The 19,996-nt window shown below is 70.8% G+C and carries 16 protein-coding genes; 9 read left to right on the forward strand and 7 right to left on the reverse strand.

The features are described from left to right. The first annotated feature begins 10 nt into the window (after window positions 1–10). The 3 genes from ACLL81_RS08010 (at window position 11) to ACLL81_RS08020 (ending at window position 3,127) form a co-directional block, all read left to right on the forward strand. Window positions 11–1,141, forward strand: a complete 1,131-nt coding sequence (locus ACLL81_RS08010; protein WP_411287823.1) for a pyridoxal phosphate-dependent aminotransferase — start codon at window positions 11–13, stop codon at window positions 1,139–1,141. Beyond that, complete coding sequence (locus ACLL81_RS08015) at window positions 1,141–2,073, forward strand: prephenate/arogenate dehydrogenase family protein (protein WP_411287824.1); 933 nt, start codon at window positions 1,141–1,143, stop codon at window positions 2,071–2,073. The genes ACLL81_RS08010 and ACLL81_RS08015 overlap by 1 nt, the downstream gene beginning before the upstream one ends. A 91-nt stretch (window positions 2,074–2,164) precedes the next feature. Then, window positions 2,165–3,127, forward strand: a complete 963-nt coding sequence (locus ACLL81_RS08020) for a Coq4 family protein (RefSeq protein WP_411287825.1) — start codon at window positions 2,165–2,167, stop codon at window positions 3,125–3,127. Here ACLL81_RS08020 and ACLL81_RS08025 read toward each other — a convergent pair. Both ACLL81_RS08025 and ACLL81_RS08030 read right to left on the reverse strand, forming a co-directional pair. After that, window positions 3,114–5,933 carry an ATP-dependent DNA helicase gene (locus ACLL81_RS08025; RefSeq protein WP_411287826.1) on the reverse strand — a complete coding sequence of 940 codons (2,820 nt, stop codon included), beginning with the start codon at window positions 5,931–5,933 and terminating at the stop codon, window positions 3,114–3,116. The genes ACLL81_RS08020 and ACLL81_RS08025 overlap by 14 nt on opposite strands. Window positions 5,934–5,991: 58 nt before the next feature. Continuing rightward, window positions 5,992–6,720: a methyltransferase domain-containing protein gene (locus ACLL81_RS08030; RefSeq protein WP_411287827.1), complete on the reverse strand. Its 729-nt coding sequence runs from the start codon at window positions 6,718–6,720 to the stop codon at window positions 5,992–5,994. A 104-nt stretch (window positions 6,721–6,824) separates the two neighbouring features. Between ACLL81_RS08030 and ACLL81_RS08035 the strand changes: the two genes are divergently transcribed. Continuing rightward, window positions 6,825–9,293 (forward strand): ligase-associated DNA damage response DEXH box helicase, encoded by a 2,469-nt coding sequence (locus ACLL81_RS08035; RefSeq protein WP_411287828.1) that lies wholly within the window; start codon window positions 6,825–6,827, stop codon window positions 9,291–9,293. Further along, the gene (gene pdeM / locus ACLL81_RS08040; RefSeq protein ID WP_411287829.1) at window positions 9,290–10,027 is read left to right on the forward strand and encodes a ligase-associated DNA damage response endonuclease PdeM; all 738 of its coding nucleotides are present in this window, start codon (window positions 9,290–9,292) and stop codon (window positions 10,025–10,027) included. Before ACLL81_RS08035 ends, pdeM begins: the two co-directional genes overlap by 4 nt. On the opposite strand, the gene ACLL81_RS08045 is transcribed toward pdeM, so the two are convergent. The 4 genes from ACLL81_RS08045 to ACLL81_RS08060 are packed head-to-tail and all read right to left on the reverse strand — an operon-like array spanning window position 10,024 to window position 14,899. Further along, the gene (locus tag ACLL81_RS08045; RefSeq protein WP_411287838.1) at window positions 10,024–10,491 is read right to left on the reverse strand and encodes a DUF3429 domain-containing protein; all 468 of its coding nucleotides are present in this window, start codon (window positions 10,489–10,491) and stop codon (window positions 10,024–10,026) included. The genes pdeM and ACLL81_RS08045 overlap by 4 nt on opposite strands. A 6-nt stretch (window positions 10,492–10,497) precedes the next feature. Continuing rightward, window positions 10,498–11,250: a TIGR02186 family protein gene (locus ACLL81_RS08050; RefSeq protein ID WP_411287830.1), complete on the reverse strand. Its 753-nt coding sequence runs from the start codon at window positions 11,248–11,250 to the stop codon at window positions 10,498–10,500. Then, a complete protein-coding gene (locus ACLL81_RS08055) occupies window positions 11,250–12,170 on the reverse strand; it encodes a sulfite exporter TauE/SafE family protein (RefSeq protein WP_411287831.1) in 921 nt (306 codons plus the stop codon). The genes ACLL81_RS08050 and ACLL81_RS08055 overlap by 1 nt, the downstream gene beginning before the upstream one ends. Window positions 12,171–12,211: 41 nt before the next feature. Next, complete coding sequence (locus tag ACLL81_RS08060; protein WP_411287832.1) at window positions 12,212–14,899, reverse strand: peptidoglycan-binding protein; 2,688 nt, start codon at window positions 14,897–14,899, stop codon at window positions 12,212–12,214. Between the two features lie 157 nt (window positions 14,900–15,056). Between ACLL81_RS08060 and ACLL81_RS08065 the strand changes: the two genes are divergently transcribed. After that, window positions 15,057–15,272: a hypothetical protein gene (locus ACLL81_RS08065; protein ID WP_411287833.1), complete on the forward strand. Its 216-nt coding sequence runs from the start codon at window positions 15,057–15,059 to the stop codon at window positions 15,270–15,272. On the opposite strand, the gene ACLL81_RS08070 is transcribed toward ACLL81_RS08065, so the two are convergent. Next, on the reverse strand, window positions 15,269–16,906 hold the full coding sequence (locus tag ACLL81_RS08070; RefSeq protein ID WP_411287834.1) for a GNAT family N-acetyltransferase: 1,638 nt from the start codon (window positions 16,904–16,906) through the stop codon (window positions 15,269–15,271). The genes ACLL81_RS08065 and ACLL81_RS08070 overlap by 4 nt on opposite strands. Before the next feature lie 120 nt (window positions 16,907–17,026). Here ACLL81_RS08070 and ACLL81_RS08075 point away from each other — a divergent pair, with 120 nt between their 5' ends. From ACLL81_RS08075 to ACLL81_RS08085, 3 genes are all read left to right on the forward strand, one after another. Further along, the gene (locus ACLL81_RS08075) at window positions 17,027–18,253 is read left to right on the forward strand and encodes an acyl-CoA dehydrogenase family protein (protein ID WP_411287835.1); all 1,227 of its coding nucleotides are present in this window, start codon (window positions 17,027–17,029) and stop codon (window positions 18,251–18,253) included. Between the two features lie 9 nt (window positions 18,254–18,262). Beyond that, window positions 18,263–19,477, forward strand: coding sequence for an acyl-CoA dehydrogenase family protein (locus ACLL81_RS08080; protein WP_411287836.1), 1,215 nt, complete (start codon window positions 18,263–18,265; stop codon window positions 19,475–19,477). A 67-nt stretch (window positions 19,478–19,544) separates the two neighbouring features. Further along, window positions 19,545–19,996: acyl-CoA dehydrogenase family protein (locus ACLL81_RS08085; protein ID WP_411287837.1), on the forward strand; the 452-nt coding region annotated here is incomplete at its 3' end.

Raw genomic sequence — 19,996 nt, forward strand, 5'->3', positions numbered from 1 at the left:
CTCCTTTGAAATGTCCGACACCGCTTCCCTGAACGACCGCGCCGCCCAACCGCGCCCGCAACCCAAGCCGGGCATACTGGATATCCACGCCTATACGCCGGGAAAGGCCAAGGCCGAGGGCATCGCCGATCCGATCAAGCTGTCGGCCAACGAGAACGCCCTGGGCTCCAGCCCCAAGGCGCAAGCGGCCTATGCCGAGGCCGGCCTGAAGCTGCAGATGTATCCCGACCCCAAGGCCACTGTCCTTCGCACGGCCGTCGCCGAGCGCCACGGCCTCGAGCCGGAGCGGCTGATCTTCGGCTGCGGCTCCGACGAGGTGTTCCAGATTCTCAACCAGGCCTACCTCGAGCCCGGCGACAACATCGTGCAGGGGCGGTACGGCTTCGCCGGCTTCGCCATCGGCGCCCGGGCTTGCCAAGCGCAGGTGCGGCTGGCGGCGGAGCCGGACTACCGCATCGACGTGGACGAACTGCTGGCCTGTGTCGACGACCGCACGCGGCTGGTCTTCCTGGCCAATCCGGGCAACCCCACCGGCACCTGGATTGCCTTCTCCGAGGTCCGCAGGCTGCACGAGGCCTTGCCGCCCGGCGTGATCCTGGTGCTGGACGGCGCCTACTCAGAATTCGTCGCCGACCCAACGTTTGACGATGGGCTGGAGCTGGCGCACGGGTCGTCCAACATCGTGGTCACCCACACCTTCTCCAAGCTGCACGGCCTGGCCGGCCTGCGGGTCGGCTGGGGCTACGCGCCCTTGGGGATCATCGAGGCCTGCGAGCGGATCCGCATGCCGTTCAACGTCTCGGTTCCCGCACAGCTGGCCGCTGCCGCGGCGCTGGACGACCTGGATTTCGAGCGCGCCTCCGTCGAGCTTACCGAGCAGTGGCGGCCGTGGCTGGAGCAGCAGCTAGGCGGGCTTGGCCTGGATGTGGTGAAGCCGTCGGCGGCCAATTTCGTGCTGGTGGGCTTTCCCAGCGTGCCCGGCAGGACCGCGGCCGAGGCCGACGCCTTCCTGGCGTCCCGAGGCCTACTGGTCCGGGGCCTGCACATGTACGGCCTGCCCGATCACCTGCGGTTCACCATCGGGCTGGCGGCGCACAACCGCGCCCTGGCCGAGGCGCTGGCCGAGTTCATGCAACCCTGATGGCGCCGTTGATCTATCCCCGCATGGCGGTGATCGGCTGCGGCCTGATCGGCTCGTCGGTGATCCGCGCGGCCCGCGAGGCCGGTGTAGTGGGCGAGGTCGCGGTGGCCGACGCCTCCCCCCTGGCCCGCGAACGCATCACCGCCCTGAGCTTCGCCGACCAGGTGACGGCCGATCCGGCCGAGGCCGTGGCGAACGCCGACCTGGTCGTCTTCGCCGTGCCCGTCATGGCCATGGGCGAGGCGGCGCGACAGGCCACGGCGGCCTTCAAGCCCGGCGCCACGGTGACCGACGTGGGCTCGGTGAAGGCGGCGGTGGCCGAGGCGCTGGCCGAGGCGGTGCCTGAGACGCTGTTCGTTATCCCGGGGCATCCGATCGCCGGCACCGAGCAGTCGGGCCCGGACGCCGGCTTCGCGGAGCTGTTCCAGAATCGCTGGATCATCCTGACGCCGCAACCGCGCCAGGACGCGCCGTACCGCAAAGCGGTCGAGCGGCTCACACAGTTCTGGACGGCGCTGGGCTCCAACGTCGATGAGATGGACGAGCGTCACCACGACCTGGTGCTGGCCGTCACCAGCCACCTGCCCCACCTGATCGCCTACAACATCGTCGGCACCGCCGCCGACCTGGAGGAGGTCACCCAGGCCGAGGTGATGAAATATTCCGCCGGCGGCTTCCGCGACTTCACCCGCATCGCGGCGTCCGACCCGACCATGTGGCGCGACGTGTTCCTGGCCAACCGCGAGGCGGTGCTGGAGATTCTGGGCCGCTTCACCGAGGACCTGCAGGCGCTCAGCCGGGCGATCCGCTGGGGCGAGGGCGACAAGCTGTTCGAGCTGTTCTCCCGGACCCGGGAAATCCGCCGAGACATCATCTCCGCCGGCCAGGAAAGCGCCGAGCCCAACTTCGGGCGCGACCGCGGCAAGCACTGAGGACGCCGACAAAGACGCGAGATCACCGCAGCCAATCCCAATAAGACCCGGCCGTGCTAGGGTCGCTGCCGGACAGGGTGCGGGGGTGGCCATGATCACGCGCGACCAGCGGCTGAGCTTCGAGGCCCAGACCGTCGCCAGCGGATCGGCGGCGACGGCGCAGGCTCTTGCTGCGCGTCTGAAGACCGGCCTCGATCCCGCCGACCTGGAAGCGCTGGCCGCCCTGTGGCTACACGCCTCGGCTGCGGCGCCGGAGCGCCTGCCGGCCATCTATGACGCGAGCGCCGGGGCCTGGCTGGGCGCGCCGGTATCGGCGCCGGCCGTCGTACTGGCTGACGCTGCCCCCGAAGCGATCCCGCAGGCATTCTGGGACGCCTACTGGGACCTCTTGGAGACGCCGGGCATCATGCTCGACGCCGGCGGGGTGACCCAGCGCACCGCGGCGCTCTCCGGCTTGCTGTCGGGCGGGCTGGGCGCACGGGTGGGCAAGGCCGCGCTGGCCTATCCCGGCTGCGCGGCGGCGGTGGACCAAGGCTATCCGGAGCGGTTCACCCTGGCCGCGCTCAGCCGCTGCCCGCGCGGCTCCCTGGGCGGCGAATTCCACGCCCTGATCGTCGACAACGGCTTTGACCTGGAGGTGCTGGACCGCGAGGCCCTGGGCCTGGCCCACATGGCACCGCCCCTGGACTACCTCAACGCCCGCATCCTGCAGTGCCACGACCTGTGGCACATCGCGGCGGGCTACCGCACCACCAGCCTGCACGAGGTCGCCATCTCGGGGTTCCAGATGGGACAGTTCGGGCACCACTACTCGTCCATGTTCCTGGCCATGGTGCTGTCACGGCTGGCCTTCGAGCGGCCCGAAGGCGGCAGCCTGATGCTCGACATCATCCTCGCCGGCTGGAAGCACGGCCGCGAGAGCCCGCCGCTGCTGGGGGTCGACTGGCCGGCCCTGTGGACCCTGCCGACCGAGGACATCCGTGCGCGCCTGGGCCTGGTCCCTTACGCATCCCCCTGGCCCGCCGACCTTTTCGAACAGCTCACCGCCGCGTAGCGCTGGGCGCATCTCCTGTGCTTAGAAACGCCGCCACGCCCTCGATCGCCTCCACCAGACCGACGCGCTGCAGTTCGATCCCCTCGGGGAGGCCGGAGAACAGGCGCGTGGGGGCGGCGGCGTCGAGCATGACGAAGACCCCCTTGTCGTCCGCCCGGCGGATCAGACGGCCGAAGGCCTGGGCGATGCGGCCGCGAGCCACCGCGTCGTCGTAGCCCTTGCCGCCGAAGCGGGCGCGGCGGGCCTTGTGCAGAATGTCAGGCCTGGGCCACGGCACCCGGTCGAAGACCAGCAGGCGCAGCGACCGACCGGGAACATCCACGCCGTCCCTGACGGCGTCGGTGCCGAGCAGGCAGGCATCCTCTTCCGCCCGGAAGATGTCCACCAGCGCGCCCACCTCCAGCGGGTCCACGTGCTGGGCGTAGAGGGCGACCCCCTTGTCGGCCAGGGGGGCGGCGATCTTCTCGTGCACCGCGCGCAGGCGGCGGATAGCGGTGAACAGGCCCAGGCCCCCACCGCCGGCCGCCAGGAACAGCTCGCGCATGGCGGCGGCCACCTGGCGCGGGTCCTCGCGGCCCACGTCGGTGACCACAAAGGCCCGGGCGTTGGCGGCATAGTCGAAGGGCGAGGCGAGCCTGAGCGTCCGCGGCCGGTCCGGCAGGCGGGCCGCGCCCGTGCGCATCTCGGCCAGCGCGAAGGGGTCGATGAGCGTCGGATCGGCCAGGGTGGCGCTGGTCACCAGCACCCCATGCGCGGGGGCGATCACCGCATTGGTCAGGGGCTCGGTCGGGTCCACCCAGTGACGGCGGCAGGCGGCGTCCACCACCCGGCCGTAGAGGAAGGTGGCGTCGAACCAATCGACGAAGTCCGGATCGTCCTCGGAGTCCTCGTCGATGGCGCGGAGCATCGAGCGCCAAGCCGGCAGGGTCATGCGCGCCCGGCGGTCGAGCCCACGCAACGCCCCTTCAATGCGGGCCCGGTCGGTGGTGGGAAGGGTCGCGGCTTCTTCGTCGAGAACGTCCTCCAGGTGGCGGGCCAGGGCCACCAGGGGCGCCTCGAGCTTGGCGAGGGCGGCGGCGGCGTCGCGGGCGGTGGCTCGCACCAGGTCCAGCGCCGGGCGAGCCGCGCACTCCATGCCCACCTCGGAGGGCGCGGCGCGGGCGCGGAGTTGTTCCAGCACCGCCACCAGGAAGTGCTCGATTGGGCCCAGCGGATTGACCTCGCCGCCGGGCGGAGCGATGCGGCCGGACCAGCCCTCCCCCGGCAGGGCGGCGGCCCCGCGGGTGGCCTCGGCCAGAGCGGTCTTGGCGTCGTCGCGGTCGCCCAACACCTCCATCAGCCGGGTCTCCAGGCCCCGGCCCCGCCGGCCGCGGCCTTCGGGCCCCCGGATCCAGCGGCGCAGCTCCGCGGCCTCGGCGCCGGACAGCGCGGAGGCGAAGGCCGAGTCCGCCGCGTCGAACAGATGGTGGCCCTCGTCGAAGACGATGCGCTTGAGCTGGGTGGTCTCGCCGTCAGCCTTGGAGCCCCGGGCTGCGCGGGCCCCGTCGAAGGCGGCCTGGGTCAGCACCAGGGCGTGGTTGGCGATGACGATGTCGGCCCGCCGGGAGCCGCGGATCGCCTTTTCCACGAAACAGGTCCGGTAGTGCGAACAGCCGGCGTGGATGCACTCGCCGCGCCGGTCCACCAAGTTGGCTGGGCTGGCCTGGGCGGCGGGGGCGATGGCGAACAGGCCCGGCAGCCAGGCGGGGTAGTCGCCGCCGGTCATGTCGCCGTCGCGGGTCACCCGGGCCCAGCGGGCGGCCAGGCCCATGCCCACCAGGTCGCCGGCGCCGAGCTGGGCGGCGTTGGCCTGTTCCTGGAAATTCAGCAGGCACAGGTAGTTCTCGCGGCCTTTGCGGACCACCGCCTTCTTCGCCCGCACCTTGGGGTCGGGGAACAGGGCATGGCTCTCCCGCTCGATCTGGCGCTGCAGGGCGCGGGTGTAGGTGGAGATCCACACCGCCGGGCCGTTGGCCTCAGCCCAGAGCGAGGCCGGCGCCAGGTAGCCCAGGGTCTTGCCGATGCCGGTGCCGGCCTCGGCCAGCATCATGCGGGGCTCGCCCTCCTTCTCCCGCGGCTGGAAGGCCCAGGCGGCCTCGGCGGCGAACTCGGCCTGGGCCGGACGGGCCTCGTCGAGGCCGGCGCGGAGCAGCAGCTCCTTCAGGCGCCCAGCGGCGTCTTCCGGGGCGATCGGCTTGGACCCCGCCTCGCCGGGCGGGGCCTCGCCCTCCCATTCGGGCAGGCGCATCCAGACATCGAGGCCGGACGAGCGGAACTGGTTGCCGGCCGGTTGCGAGCGCAGGGCGCCCACCACCGCGGCGCCCCAGGCCCAGCCGCCGCGGGCCAGGGTCTCGGCGATGGCCAGGGCCTCCTCCCGCGACGGCTCAGGCGCGTCCGCGAGGTCGGCCAGGAGCCGGGCGCAGGCGTCGCGCAGCGCGCCGGCCTGGGCCACCGCGCCCTTGGGCTCCGGCAGGCCCAGGGCCTGGGCCAGCCCTGCCGACGAGGGCGCGCAGAACCGCCCCGGCCGGACGAAGGCGAACAGCTCGAGGGCGTCGAAGATGGCCGGCGAGCGCGGCGGCGCATGCAGCCCCAGCCGCCGGGCCGTCATGGCGGCGTGGGCCAGCAGGACGGGCCCACGGTCGAACAGGTCGCGGGCGTCGGGGGCCCGCAGCGCCCAGGCGCCGGAGCCGTCGGCCACCGCCGCCCGAGGGCCTGGCAGGACCACCAGGGCGGGCGCGAGATCGAGGCTGACGGCGGGCGCGTTCACCGCGATTTCGTAGCGCTGTTTCCGGGTGAACGAAACGAAAACTTGGTCGCAGTTCGCCTCAGTTGGTCGCCGAGCAGGGGACGATGTCGCCGGGACGCGGGCGGTCCTTGAGTGCGGGGGGCTCGAACACCGCCAGGTAGCCGCCGCCCCCGGCCAGGATGATGAAGTCGACCTGCCGGTAGCCCACCGCTTCGAACTCGCATTTCAACAGCGCCGGCGGCGTGCCGTGGTTCTGGGTCAGCCGGTCGAGGTCGATGACGCCCACCCGCCCGCCGGGTTTCATCGAGGGGATCAGGCGATGCAGCAGGGCGTAGGGGTTGCCGATCTCGTGGTACATGTGGACCAGCACCGCGCGGTCCAGCACGCCCACCGGGAGTTTGGGATCGTCCGCCGTCCCCACCACCAGCTCCACATTGTCGATGCCCCGGCGGGCCGCCTCGCGCTTCAGGCCGGAGATGTAGTGGGCGACGATGTCCTGGGCGTAGACCCGGCCCTTGGGGCCCACGGCGGGCGACAGGCGCAGGGTGTGGTAGCCGGAGCCGGCGCCGATGTCGGCCACCGCCATGCCGGGGCCGATGCCCAGGCCCTTGATGAGCTGGCCGGACTCATTGGCCGCATCGCGGTCGGGACCGCTGGACCACTCCGAGCTGACGATTTCCGCCACCGGCCGGTCCGGCGTCGGGAAGGCGTCGGCGGCCCGCGCGGGCGTGGTGGCGGCCGGCGCGGCGTCGGGCCGGGTGCAGGCAACCAGTACACAGAGCGCCGCCAGGATGAGGATCGATCGCATGAACAAGACCTATTGGCGAAGCCGGCCGCGGACAACCCGGCTTGATGCGGGGGTCTCAAGCCGCCTCGTGAAACGAACCGGGAACATGCTATAGGCGGTCACCCATGGCCGACGCCGCTGTTCCCGCCCAGACTCTGCCGCCCCGCTTCGAAGCGTGGTTCGCCCAGCGGGGCTGGAGTCCGCGGTCGCACCAGGTGGCGATGGTGGAACAGGCCCGCGCCGGGCGCGACACCCTGCTGATCGCGCCAACTGGCGGCGGCAAGACCCTGGCCGGCTTCCTGCCCAGCCTGATCGAGCTTTCCGAACGGGCCCCCTCCAACACCGCGCCCGGCCTGCACACCCTTTACATCTCGCCGCTGAAGGCCCTGGCGGTGGACGTGGAGCGCAACCTCACCGCGCCGATCGTCGAGATGGGCCTGTCGGTCACCGCGGAGTCGCGCACCGGCGACACCGGCGTATCACGGCGCCAACGGCAGAAGGTGAAGCCGCCGGATATCCTCCTGACCACGCCGGAGCAACTGGCCCTGCTCTGCGCTTGGGAAGGCGCTCGGTTGCTGTTCGAAAACCTCTCCTGCGTGATCCTCGACGAAATCCACACCCTGCACGCCTCAAAGCGCGGCGACCTGCTGGCCTTGGGTCTGGCGCGCCTGCGGCGCCTGGCGCCGCGGATGCGCCGGGTAGGCCTGTCGGCCACGGTGGACGACCCGCAGGTGATCAAGAGCTGGATGGCCAGCCACAGCACAGGCGGCGCTGACGCCGTCGACCTGGTCCGCGGGCCCGCCGGCGCGCAGCCGGTGGTGGACATCCTGTTGTCGGAGGGTCGGGTACCGTGGGCGGGGCACACCGCCCAGCACGCCATGGCCGAGGTCTATGAGGTGATCAAGGGCGCGCGCACCGCCCTGGTGTTCGTCAACACCCGCTTTCAGGCGGAGTTCGCGTTCCAGGAACTGTGGCGGCTGAACGAGGACAGCATGCCCATCGCCCTGCACCACGGCTCCCTGGCCGCTGAGCAGCGGCGCAAGGTCGAGGCGGCCATGGCCCGAGGCGAGTTGCGCGCGGTGGTCTGCACGTCCACCCTGGACCTGGGGATCGACTGGGGGGACGTGGACCTGGTGATCCAGCTGGCGTCGCCCAAGGGGGCGTCGCGGATGGTGCAGCGGATCGGCCGCGCCAACCACCGGCTGGACGAACCGTCCCGCGCGCTGTTCGTCCCGGCAAACAGGTTCGAGATGCTGGAGTGTCAGGCGGCCCGGGAAGCCATCGCCGAGAACCGCCTGGACGGCGATGCGGCGCGGGTCGGCGCGCTGGACGTACTGGCCCAGCACGTCATGGGCTGCGCGTGCTCTGAGCCCTTCGACCTGCTGGGGCTCTACGACGAGGTGCGCTCAGCCGGGCCCTATCGCGACCTGGCCTGGGAGGACTTCGAACAGGTGGTCGATTTCGTCTCCACCGGGGGCTACGCGCTTCGCACCTACGACCGGTTCCGTCGGATCGTGAAGGGCCCGGATGACCTTTGGCGGGTGCGCAACGCCCAGACCGCCCAGCGCCATCGGCTGAACGTGGGCGCGATCATTTCGCCGGCCGTGCTGTCGGTGCGCCTGGCCGGGCGGGGCGGACGCGGCGGACGCAAGATCGGCGAGGTCGAGGAGGGCATGCTGGAGATGCTCGATCCCGGCGACACCTTCGTGTTCGCCGGCCAGGTGTGGCGTCTGGTAGGCCTGACCAGCCTGGATGTGCTGGTCAGCCCGGCGGCCGACAAGGACCCCAAGATGCCGTCCTGGGGCGGGTCCAAGTTCGCGCTCTCCACCTACCTGGCCAAGCGGGTCCGCCAGCTGATGTACGACCAGGAGCACTGGCAGGTGCTGCCGCTGGACGTGCGCGAGTGGCTGGAGGCCCAGCGCGACCGCTCGGTGATCCCGTCGGAGAACGAGATGCTGCTGGAGACTTTCCCGCGCGGGAAGCGCCACTTCATGGTCTGCTATCCCTTCGACGGGCGCCTGGCGCACACCACCTTGGCCATGCTGCTGACCCGCCGGCTGGAGCGGGCGGGCGCGGCGCCGCTGGGGTTCGTCTGCAACGACTACGCGATGGCTATCTGGGCGCTGAAGCCTCTGGATGGCCTCGACTTTGAGGCGCTGTTCGCAGAAGACATGCTGGGCGACGACCTGGAGGACTGGCTGGCCGAGAGCTTCATGATGAAGCGGGCCTTCAAGGGATGCGCGATCATCTCAGGCCTGATCGAGCGCCGCTTTCCCGGAGAAGAGCAGAAGTCGGGGCGCCAGATCACCTTTTCCACAGACCTGATCTATGACGTTCTGCGCAAACACCAGCCGGATCACCTGTTGCTCAGGTGCGCCCGCGAGGATGCGGCGACCGGGCTCATCGACGTGGCGCGCCTGGGCGAAATGTTGGCGCGCATCCGCGGCAGGATCCGGCACTCGCCTCTGGACCACCTGTCGCCGTTCTCGGTGCCGATCCTCCTGGAGATCGGCAAGGAGCGCTCGCCGGGTCAGGCTGGTGAGATGATCCTGGCCGAGGCGCAGGACGACCTGATCGCAGAGGCCCTGAGTTGACCGCCGCCACCGCTCCGGCCATCGCCTTCACCTACGCCTTCACCGCCAGCGCCTGCGGCTCGCTGCGCACGGGGGTGGCGGGCGCGGAGGTCGCGCTGCGGCCCTCCGGGGCCCTGTGGCTGGAGGCCGAAGGCTGCCTGGTGGTGGCTGACCTGCACCTGGAGAAGGGCTCGTCCTACGCCGCCCGCGGCCAGATGCTGCCACCCTACGACACCCGCGAGACCCTGGGACGGCTGGAGGCCGAGGTCGAGGCGCTGGCGCCGCGGGTGGTGATCTTGCTGGGCGACACCTTCCATGACCGCCGGTCCGAGGGCCGGCTCGCCGCCGACGACGCCCAGCGCCTGCGCGGGCTGGCCATGGGGCGCACCCTGGTCTGGGTGGTGGGCAACCACGACGCCGACGGCCCGCAGGCCCTGCCCGGCGAGACCGCGGACGAACTGGAGATGGGCGGCCTGACCTTCCGTCACGAGCCGCGTGGCGGCGCGCAGCCCGGCGAGGTGGCCGGCCACCTGCACCCGGCGGCCCGGGTGCGGGCGTCGCGCGGCAGCGTCCGGCGTCGCTGCTTCGTCACCGATGCGGAGCGCGCGATCCTGCCGGCCTTCGGAGCCTATGCCGGGGGTCTGAACGTGAGGGACAAAGCGTTCGCGGGACTGTTCGCCCGCCCGCCCCTGGCCGCTGCCCTGGGCGCCGCGAAGGTGCACGCCATCGGCTGGCGCTCACTAACCGGGGACTAGGCGCCGAGGGTTTTTTCCAGCACCAGCGCCAGGGAGATACAGGCCGCGGCGGTGAGCGCGGTGGAGAGCCTTGGATAGCGCGAGGGGGTTTCCGGCGTCTGGTGGTCGAACAGCCACTGGCCAAGGAAGGCCGCCAGGATCCCGCCCACGACCCAGCTCTCCTCGACCCGGCCCCGGGCCATCAGCATCGCCCAGGCCACTGTGGGAGTCAGGACGGAGATCGCCAGCCGGGGCCAGCGCGGGTTCGGTTCGGCGCTTTCCAGGCCCCAGCGGGCGCCGCCGAGGAAGGCCATCACCACCACCGACCAGGTCAGGAGGCCGTCGAGCGCGGGCCGGGCGAGATCAGGCTCGCCGTAGGCATAGGCGAACGCCGCGGCCGGAAACGGCGCCACAGCCAGGAGCACGATGCTCCAAAGTGAAGCCGGGGCGGATTCGGCCGTGCTGGCGGGCCGCACATCGTCCATCAGCAATCAGTCTCTCCGGAACATGGCCGATGCGGCCCATCCCGCCGCCAGGGCGAACGCCATGGAAGCCAAGCCATAGGACCATGGACGTTGATGGGCCCAGACGTAAAGCGTGCGCTCGATTCCCACCTTCTCGACCGTCAGGGTACGGACCCTCCGAGAGACGGCCACTCCGTCCTGAAAAAGCACGATCTCGGCGCGGTAGTCGCCGGTGGGCGCGGCGGTGGGGAGCGCGATCTCCGCGCGGAACAGGGCCTGGTCGACGAAGCGCACGCCGCCCTGGTCCTCGGCGTAGAGGGCGGCGTTCTTTTTCAGGCGCACCACGGCGCGGCGCCAAGTGTCGTAGTCGGAGCCCAGGCGGCTGACCACCACGTCGCGGACGCCGTAGCGGGTCTCCACCCGCTGCTCGGCCGGCGCCTGGATCGACAGGTGATCGACGCCGGCGCCCAGTCGGCGCAGCGCGCCGAAGCGGGCGATGTCCTCCAGCGGGCGGTTGGAGGCGGCCATGTAGAAGCCCGGCGCCCCGCGGAACACCACTGGGCGGCTGTTGATCCAAAGGCCGGCCACCCGGGTCTTGCGCGCGATCCGGACCGGCTGCTCGGGACCCTTGACGATCACCACCACGTCGCTGGGCCGGGCCAGGGGATCGAAGACGGCCCCGTAGAGCACGATCTTGGCGCCGCGGAAGTCGGAGTTCACCTGCACGGTGGTCTCGGTGAGCGCCGCGGAGATCGCGGCCGGGGGCGGCAGGTCGGCCATCAACCCATCCCCGACATCAGGATGAAGGGCTCGTCCGGCTCGACAAATACACCGAGGCCCATGCGCAGGCCGACCAGCAGGACGATCAGCGCCAGGATGGCGCGCAGCTCCTCGGCACGGAACCTCGAGGAGGCGCGGGCGCCGTACTGCGCGCCCAGGACGCCGCCGGCCAGGAGCAGGGTGGCCAGGACGATGTCCACGGTCTGGTTGCGGCCGGCCTGCAGCACCCCGGTCATGGCCGTAGTGATGATGATCTGGAAGAGGCTGGTGCCCACCACCACCCGGGCCGGCATACGCAGGATGTAGACCATGGCCGGGACCAGCACGAAGCCGCCGCCCACCCCCATGATCGCCGACAGCACCCCCACGAAGGCGCCCAGCGCCAGCGGCGGGATAGCGCTGATATAGAGCCGCGAACTCGGGAAGCGCATCTTCAGCGGCAGGCCGTAGAGCCAGGGCGGCCGGCGATCGCGGCGCGGGGGCGGGGGCTCGCCCCGGCGGCGACGCAGGACGGCGCCCAGGGACTCCGTCAGCATCAGCCCGCCGATCACCGACAGGAAGATCAGGTAGGAGACCGAGACCACCAGGTCCGCCTGGCCGACCAGCCGCAGCCAGCGGAACAGCTCCACGCCGACGAGCGCGCCCACCACCCCGCCAGCTGCGAGCACGCCGCCCATGCGGAAATCCACCGCGCGCTTGCGGCCATATGCGACCACGCTGGACATGGAGGAGGCCGCCACATGATTGGCCATGCTGGAGACGGCGACGGCGGGGGGAATGCCTAGGAACACCAGCACGGGGGTCATCAGGAACCCGCCGCCGATACCGAACAGACCGGAGATGAACCCCACCAGCGCGCCCAGCGCCACCAGAAGGGGCGCGTTTACCGATACCTCGGCGATGGGCAGGTAGATGTCCAAATCTCAGCGCCCGTGCATGGCGCCGCCGGCGCCGGCGGCCGTCAACGTGCGAAGACGGAGAGCAGCGCCTGGGTGTTCGGGTCAAGCGATCCGGTGGCCGCCAGGCCCTGTTCGCGCTGGTAGCTGGCTACCGCCATGGTGAAGTTGGTCGAACCCGCGCCGTCGATCGGGCCCTTGTAGTAGCCCAGCCGGCCGAGGATCCGCTGGGCCGCGGCCACCGTGTCGGGCGGGAGCTGGACCACCTGGGTCCCAGCCGGAGCGGCCGCCTGGACCAGCGGCTCGGCGGACGGCTTGAAATCCGCCACGGCCCTGTCGGCGGCGGCGAGCGTCGCCAGCGCGAGCTTGCCCTCCAGGCCGACGGCGTTGGCGCGGGCCAGGCCGTCGCCGCCCTGGGCCGCGATGGAGAACCACTTGTAGGCCTCCGCCAGGTCCTTCGGCACGCCGCTGCCGGACTGGTACATCAGGCCCAGGTTGAACTGGCTGTCGACCACGCCCAGGCCCGCGGCCTTGCGGAACCATTGGGCGGCGCTGGCCAGGTCCTGCGGGCCGCCCTCGCCGCGGAAATAGTAGAGCGCCAGATTATGCATGGCGGTGCGGTCGCCGCCCTCGGCGGCGCGGGCGGTCCAGCGCCGGGCCTCGGGCATGTTCTGCGACACTCCGGAACGGCCGGTTTCGTAGAGCTTGGCCAAGTAGAACTGGGCCGGGCCATATCCGGCGTCGGCGCCGGCCTTCAGGCGCGCCAGGCCGCCGGGCTTGCCAGACTCCGCGGCGCGGACGGCGTCGGTGAACCCGGCCTCGTCCGTGGCCTCCGCCAGCCCAGGCGCGGCCGGCGCGGCCACGGGCGCCGGCGCGGTGGGGCCCAGCGGTCCCGGCGTCAGGGCCACCGCCGCGCGGCTGATCGAGGCGAAGGTCGAGGGGAAGGAGATTTCGCGCTGGGCGGCGGGGCCCTCCATCAACACCACGCCCGCTGCGCCGACGCTGAAGAAGGCTGCGCCACCGGCCACCATCAGGGCGGTCTGCAGGGCTGAGTTGGCCCGGCGAGGCTTGAGCGAAAGGCCGGCGAAGAACCGGTCGGAGGCGCCGCGGCGATCGACCTTGACCTTGGCCTGCATGGCGCGCGGGCGCGGACCCTGGGCGGCCCGGGCGGCGGCGCGCGCCTGCTCGATGACCTCGCGGGTGGAGAGCGGACGGACTGCGCCCTCGATGCCGGAGGCCGGGGGCTCGGGCTGGTCGAGGCCAAACAGGTCTTCCGGAGCCTCGGGGATCGGGGTGAAGCCGTCGGCCGCCTCGAAGTCCTCCGCCGCAAAGCGGGGCCCCTCAGCATCAAGGCTCGCGGCCTCCATCTCCAGGTCGGGTTCGGCGCGGGAGAACAGTTCCGGGCCAAACGGGCCGCGGGGCTCGGCGTCCACCGGCCCGCCCTGGCTCTCGGAGACCCGTTGCTCGATCCGGCGGCGGGCCTCGTCCAGCAGCAGGGCGGTGCGTTCCTCGCTCTGGCGGATGCGTTCGGCTAGGTCACTGGAGGCGCGCTCGTGGCGCTGCTCAATGCGCTCGGTGACCCGGGAGACCTGCTCGCCGACGTCGTCGATGGCCTGGGCCGCGCGGCGCTCGGAGCTGACCAGACGCTCGGTGAGCCGGTCGGTGATGCGGCCGATCTCGGCGCCCAGCTTCTCCAGGGCGTCGGCCTGCACGTGCTCGGCGCGGCTGAAGCGGGCCTCCACGGCACCGGCGATCCGGGCGATCTCGCCGCCCACCTGCTCGATGGCCTGGGCGCTGCGCTGTTCGGAGGTCTGCACGCGCCGGTTCAGGGTCTCGGCCATGGAAAGCACTTCGCGGCCCATGCGCTCAATGGCCTGGGCGGAGCGCTGCTCGGCGGTGCGGACGTGCTCGGCCATCTGCTGCAGCCGGGCCTCGACTTGGCCAGCGGCCGAGGCCTTCAGCTTCTCGGCGACCTCGGTGCGGGCGTCCTCGACCCGGCGGGTCAGGGTCTCGGCGAGGTCTTCCAGGCGCTGGTCGATAGCCCCGGGCGAACCCGCCTCTACCGTGCTAAGCCGCCCGTCCAGGGTGGTGAGCGCGCCGCGCAGGCTGTCCAGGGCGTCGGAGGTGCGGCCCTCGGCGGTGGCGAGGCGATCGCCCAGCCGGCGCAGAACCTCGTCAACCAGGGCGGCGCCGTCGGCGCCCAGGGCCACGTCGCCGCGCGCCGCCAGCCGGCTGACCGAGCTTTCCAAGGCGCGCAACGCCTCCGCGGAGCGGGGCCCGGCGCTGTCGGTTTCCATTCGGCGCAGGCGGTCGGCCAGGCGGCCATGCTCGTCGGCCACCTCCTCGACCGCGCCGTCCAGGCGCTGGGCCACAGCCACATGCTCGCGCTCGGCGGTCTCGATGCGGGCCAGGGCATGGCGCACGGAATGTTCGACGCCAGAGATCGCCAGGCCCGTGCGGGTCTCGGAGGATTCGATCCGGTCGGTCAGCCGATCCAGCGCATAGGCGATCCGCGCCAGGTCCTGCGAACCGGGCGTGGCGGCCAGCTTGAACCGCGGCGTCTCAGCGAAGGGACGCTGGGGCCGATCCGTGAAATGCGACTCCGACGTGACCTCCTCCGGAACATCATCCTCGAGGATGACGCGGTTCAGCCATTCGCCTAGCGTCATCCCGGAGCGGCGGGCAAGGTCCTTGGCGACCTCGCGGGCCTTGGGGTCTATCCCCTTCACGCTCCAGGGCGTACCCGCCGACATCGAATCGGTACTCCACGACAGCTTGGAGGCTACCCACCGATCCTGGGGGTGTAAATGCAACCTTAACGCTACATGTTGCGTCCAGGCCCTCTATCCTGTGGATGATCTGGCGCATTGCGCCGCGGCCTGGCTTCCGGTTTAAGGCCAAGCCTGCGATATGCGGTCGCAGATGGGCATGAGCGTCACCTTGTCGGCCATCGCGGCCCTTCTGGCGCTAGCGGTGTTCGCCGGCTGGCGGGGCGCGCGGCCGCCGAACCCGTACAAGGGTCCGCGCCTGATGCCTTGGCGGTTTATCATGTTGCTGGCGTCAGCGTGCGCCTTGATCGTCGTCGTCCATCTGGTGAACCTGATGGGCGTCACCACCGGGCGCTAACCGGAACGCTTAGCCAGCCCCGCGACGCCGCCCGAGGACAGGAGGCCGACGTCGGCCAGGAGCAGCGGGATGGCCCACTTGTGGGGCGCCGCGATGTAGCGCGGCTGCCAGAGGGGGTCGTACTTGTCCTTGTACCTGCGCACGCCCTGGAAATTGTAGATTTCCTCGGCCCGGTCGAACAGCAGCCGGCCTACCCGCGACATGATCGGGGCCAGCGGCCGGTCGTCGAGCCCCGCCAGCGGCGCCATGCCGAAATCAAAGGCGACATAGCCCTGCGCGCGGCCCCAGGCCAGCAACTCAACGAACAGAAAATCCATGATGTTCTTCGGCGCTGCGTCGGCGTAGCGCATGAGGTCCATGGAGTAGGCGGTGCGGCTGGCCGTGGTCCACAAGGTGGCGAAGGCCACGGGCCGTCCATGCACACGTACCAGAGCGACGGGAAACTGAACCACGTAAGCAGCCACGAAGCCGCCCATGGAGAAACCCTTCTCACCGCCGGTGTGGCGCGCCAGCCATTCGTCCGAGATGAGTTGCAGGTCGGCCATCAATCCGGCGACCGCCGGGGCGTCCAGCACCTCGAAGGTCGCACCCTGTTCCGCCCCCTTGATCCAGGCGCGTCTAAGATTGCCGCGCCGGCCGCCCTCGAGGTTGAAGCTCTCCAGGGGGACCGCGGCGCCCTCGCCCACTTTCTGAATCGAGAAGCCCAGCTCAACGACGTCCGGCAGGTCTTCCGCCCCAAGGCCATAGAGGCCCGGACGCGCGGCGTTTGCGTCGGCCAGTTCGCGGAAGCGCCACAGCAACTCCAGTTGCTCATCCCCGCGTCCGACCGGCGCACCGAGTGCGATCCAGCTGCGGCCCCGGACGCCGAACATCAGGAAGGTCTCGCCCGATGGAGAGAACAGGAACCGCTTGTCGCCCAGCAGCGCCAGGTTGGAGCCAGGGTCGGCAACCTCGGCTTTAGCCAGTATGGCGCGGACGCGCGGGAAGTCCGGGTCGGTCTCGCCGACCACCGGCGGGGTCGCTGGCGAGGCGAGGAGCCGCCAGACGCCAAAGGCGAACAGGGCCAGGGCCGCGCCGACCCAGGCGCGGACGGCGCGCGCAGCGTCCTGATCGGCCATCACCCTCCACCAGGGCATGGTCCCATAGTCGGCGTGCTCGAAGGACCAGACGCCGACGAGCCCCGCGCCCAGGACGACGCAGGCCGCCGAGGCCATCCAGCCCGGTGTGACCGGCATCCGGGAGAGCCGCGCGTTGCGCCGGAACGCGCCGCGGAAGGGCGCCAGCGCCGCCGCCAGGACGACCAGCGCCGCCGACTCCTCCCAGTTCAGGCCCTTCAACAATGCGAGCGGCGCGGCGATCAACAGAGCGCCGAGCGTCGCCGCCCAGGCCGCGTCCAGCCGCGCCCTGAGGCCAAACGCCAGCATCACGAGGGTCAGTCCCACCACGCTCGACAGGAAGTGGCTGGCTTCCACGAGATAGACCGGGGTGATCGCCAGGAGCCGCATGAAGCGCACGGGCTCCGACGGTGTCGCGGCCGAGGCCAGTAGCATTACCCCCGCCGCCAGCGTGCACAGGGCGGCCGTCCAGGGCGCCGCCGCAACTGCCGCGGGCTTCAGGTCTCGAAGTATCTGCATCGACCCGCCTTATACCGCGCTATGGGTGGGCCATATCAAACAACTGTTCGTCGTGCTTGCCCTGCAGGGGCCGGGCGCTAAGGTGATGCGGACCTGCCTGTTTCACGAGTGGAGGACGCCATGGCCGACTTCGGCGGCGCCGACATCGACACCTTCCGGAAGGATATCCGCGCCTGGCTGGTGGACGCCTATCCCGCAGAGCTACGCGACCCGAAGGCTGCGACCGACCCCGAGGCGATCTGGGGCGGCCGGACCTTCGCGGGATCGAGCGATCCGCAAATCGCCTGGATGCGCAAGGTTGCGGACAAGGGGCTGACGGCGCCGGCCTGGCCCAAAGCCTATGGCGGCGGCGGGCTGTCGCCTCAGGAAGCCCGGGTGTTCGAACAGGAACTGGCCGCCGGCCACTATCGCCCGCCCCTGGCCTCGTTCGGCGTCTGGATGCTGGGCCCGGTGCTGCTGGAGTACGCTACCGAGGACCAGAAGCGCGAACACCTGCCGAAGATCATCAACGGGGAAATCCGCTGGTGCCAGGGCTATTCCGAGCCGGGCGCTGGGTCGGACCTAGCCAGCCTGGCCACCCGCTGTGAGGACAAGGGCGACCACTGGCTGATCAACGGCCAGAAGGTATGGACCAGCTACGCCGACAAGGCCGACTGGTGCTTCTGCCTGGTGAGGACCGACACCTCCAAGAAGCACGAGGGCATCTCTTTCGTGCTGATCGACATGACCACGCCGGGCGTCGAGACACGGCCGATCCAGCTGATCTCCGGCGAGAGCCCGTTCTGCGAGACCTTCTTCACCGACGTGAAGATTCCCAAGGACAACTTGGTGGGCCAGGTGAACGGCGGCTGGGAGATCGCCAAGCGGCTGCTGCAGTACGAGCGCCAGAACATCTCGGGCGGGTTCGGCAGCGGCGGGGGCGGCGCGGGCGGGTCCGCCGGCGACCTGGGTCAGATCGCCAAGCAGTATGTAGGCGCCGACGCCGAGGGGCGTGTGGCCGACGGCGGCCTGCGCGACCGGGTCACCAAGAACAAGATGGACTTCCAGGCCCTGTTCCAGACCATCGGCCGCACGGCGGCGGAGGCCCGGGCCAGCAACGGCCCCAGCGCCGCCACCTCGATCATCAAGTACGCGGCGGCGACCTTCGCTCAAGAGCGCTCGGAGCTGATGGTGGAGTCCATGGGCCACCAGGGCCTCGGCTGGGCGGGCGAAGGCTACAGCCCCGCCGAGGTGCTGGCGGTGCGCGGCTGGCTGCGGTCGAAGGGCAATTCCATCGAGGGCGGCACTTCGGAGATCAACGTCAACGTGGTCTCCAAGCGGGTGCTTGGCCTGCCGGACGCCAAGTAGGAGCGCGCGATGGCCGACTTCGGCCCCGAGGTTGAGACCTTCCGGACAGAGGCGCGAGCATGGCTGGCGCAGAATTTCCCGACCGCGCTGAAGGACGACACCGCCGCCCAGCTCGCCCGGATGCAGGCGCAGCCCGAGGGTGAGGACGCCAGACTGTGGCGTGAGCGCATGGGCGCCCAGGGCTGGGGCACACCCACATGGCCGGCGGAGCTGGGCGGCGGCGGGCTGAGCCGCGCCGAGGCGCGGGCGCTGGCCGAGGAGATGGCCAAGGCCGGGGCCCGCAACCCCATCGGCGGCATGGGCGTGATGATGTTCGGCCCGACGCTGATCGAGTACGGCACCGCGGACCTGAAGCGCCAGCACCTGCCCGGCATCGTCACCGGCGAGGTGCGCTGGTGCCAGGGCTACTCGGAGCCCGGCGCCGGGTCGGACCTGGCGGGGCTGCAGACCCGGGCCGAGGACAAGGGCGACCACTGGCTGGTCAACGGCTCGAAGATCTGGACCAGCGGCGCGAACCACGCCGACCGCTGCTTCTGCCTGGTGCGGACAGACACATCCAAAAAGCATGAGGGCATCAGCTTCCTGCTGATCGACATGAAGGCGCCGGGCGTCGAGGTCAGGCCGATCCGGCTGATCAATGGGACCTCGCCGTTCTGCGAGACCTTCTTCACCGACGTGAAGGTTCCCAAGGACCAGCTATTCGGCCCGCTGAACGGCGGCTGGACGGTGGCCAAGCGCCTGCTGCAGTTCGAGCGCGACAACATCTCCGCGGGGCTGGGCGGCGGCAACATCGGCCAGGCCTCGCCGCTGCCGACTGTCACCGAGGCGGCCAAGGCCTACGTCGGGCTGGACGCCACCGGTCGGCTGGCGGATGCGGACCTGCGTCGGCGGGTCACCGAGCACCTGATGGAGGCCCGGAGCTTCCAGCTCACCGTGCGGCGGGCGGGCGACGAGGCCAAGGCCGGCAACGGTCCCTCCGCCGCCACCTCGATCATGAAGTACGCCGGCGCGAAGATCGCCCAGGACCGCAACGAGCTGCTGGTGGAGGCCATGGGCTCGCAGGGCCTGGGATGGACCGGCGACGACTATGCCGAACAGGAGCTGACCGCGGTGCGCACCTGGCTGCGCTCGAAAGGCAACTCCATCGAGGGCGGCACCTCGGAGATCAACCTGAACGTGGTGGCCAAGCGGGTGCTGGGCCTGCCCGACCCGAAATCGAAGTGAAGTGGCCGCCGCCGCGGCAGCGTGCTATGATAGATAATAAGATATTGAATATTTGGGAGAATTTATTATGGCTGATTTCGGCGGCGCCGAGCTGGACGCCTTCCGGGCCGAAGCCCGCGACTGGCTGACCGCCAATTTTCCCGCATCGCTGGCCAAGGACATGGACGGCCAGTCCGCTGCGGCGCAGAGCCCCGCGAAGCCCACGGGCGACTTCGCAGTGTGGAAAGAGCGGATGGGCGAAAAGGGCTGGGGCACCCCCACCTGGCCCCAGGCCTATGGTGGCGGCGGCCTGACCTCCGCCGAAGCCCGGGTGCTGGCCGAGGAGATGGGCAGGGCCGGAGCGGTCAACCCGATCGGCGGCATGGGCGTGGGCATGTTCGGCCCCACCCTGCTGGAGTACGGGAACGAGGACCAGAAGCACCGCCACATCCCGGCGATCGTGAAGGCCGAGCAGCGCTGGTGCCAGGGCTTCAGCGAGCCGGGCGCAGGCTCGGACCTGGCCGGGTTGCAGACCAAGGC

It is taken from the genome of Phenylobacterium sp., assembly GCF_046590535.1.
Lineage (GTDB): Bacteria > Pseudomonadota > Alphaproteobacteria > Caulobacterales > Caulobacteraceae > Phenylobacterium.

Bases quoted from the DNA above. Each gene is read 5' to 3' on its own strand.
- ACLL81_RS08010 (WP_411287823.1), top strand. From the start codon at position 11: ATGTCCGACACCGCTTCCCTGAACGACCGCGCCGCCCAACCGCGCCCG.
- ACLL81_RS08015 (WP_411287824.1), top strand. From the start codon at position 1,141: ATGGCGCCGTTGATCTATCCCCGCATGGCGGTGATCGGCTGCGGCCTG.
- ACLL81_RS08020 (WP_411287825.1), top strand. From the start codon at position 2,165: ATGATCACGCGCGACCAGCGGCTGAGCTTCGAGGCCCAGACCGTCGCC.
- ACLL81_RS08030 (WP_411287827.1), bottom strand. From the start codon at position 6,720: ATGCGATCGATCCTCATCCTGGCGGCGCTCTGTGTACTGGTTGCCTGC.
- ACLL81_RS08035 (WP_411287828.1), top strand. From the start codon at position 6,825: ATGGCCGACGCCGCTGTTCCCGCCCAGACTCTGCCGCCCCGCTTCGAA.
- ACLL81_RS08045 (WP_411287838.1), bottom strand. From the start codon at position 10,491: ATGGACGATGTGCGGCCCGCCAGCACGGCCGAATCCGCCCCGGCTTCA.
- ACLL81_RS08050 (WP_411287830.1), bottom strand. From the start codon at position 11,250: ATGGCCGACCTGCCGCCCCCGGCCGCGATCTCCGCGGCGCTCACCGAG.
- ACLL81_RS08060 (WP_411287832.1), bottom strand. From the start codon at position 14,899: ATGTCGGCGGGTACGCCCTGGAGCGTGAAGGGGATAGACCCCAAGGCC.
- ACLL81_RS08065 (WP_411287833.1), top strand. From the start codon at position 15,057: ATGCGGTCGCAGATGGGCATGAGCGTCACCTTGTCGGCCATCGCGGCC.
- ACLL81_RS08070 (WP_411287834.1), bottom strand. From the start codon at position 16,906: ATGCAGATACTTCGAGACCTGAAGCCCGCGGCAGTTGCGGCGGCGCCC.
- ACLL81_RS08075 (WP_411287835.1), top strand. From the start codon at position 17,027: ATGGCCGACTTCGGCGGCGCCGACATCGACACCTTCCGGAAGGATATC.
- ACLL81_RS08080 (WP_411287836.1), top strand. From the start codon at position 18,263: ATGGCCGACTTCGGCCCCGAGGTTGAGACCTTCCGGACAGAGGCGCGA.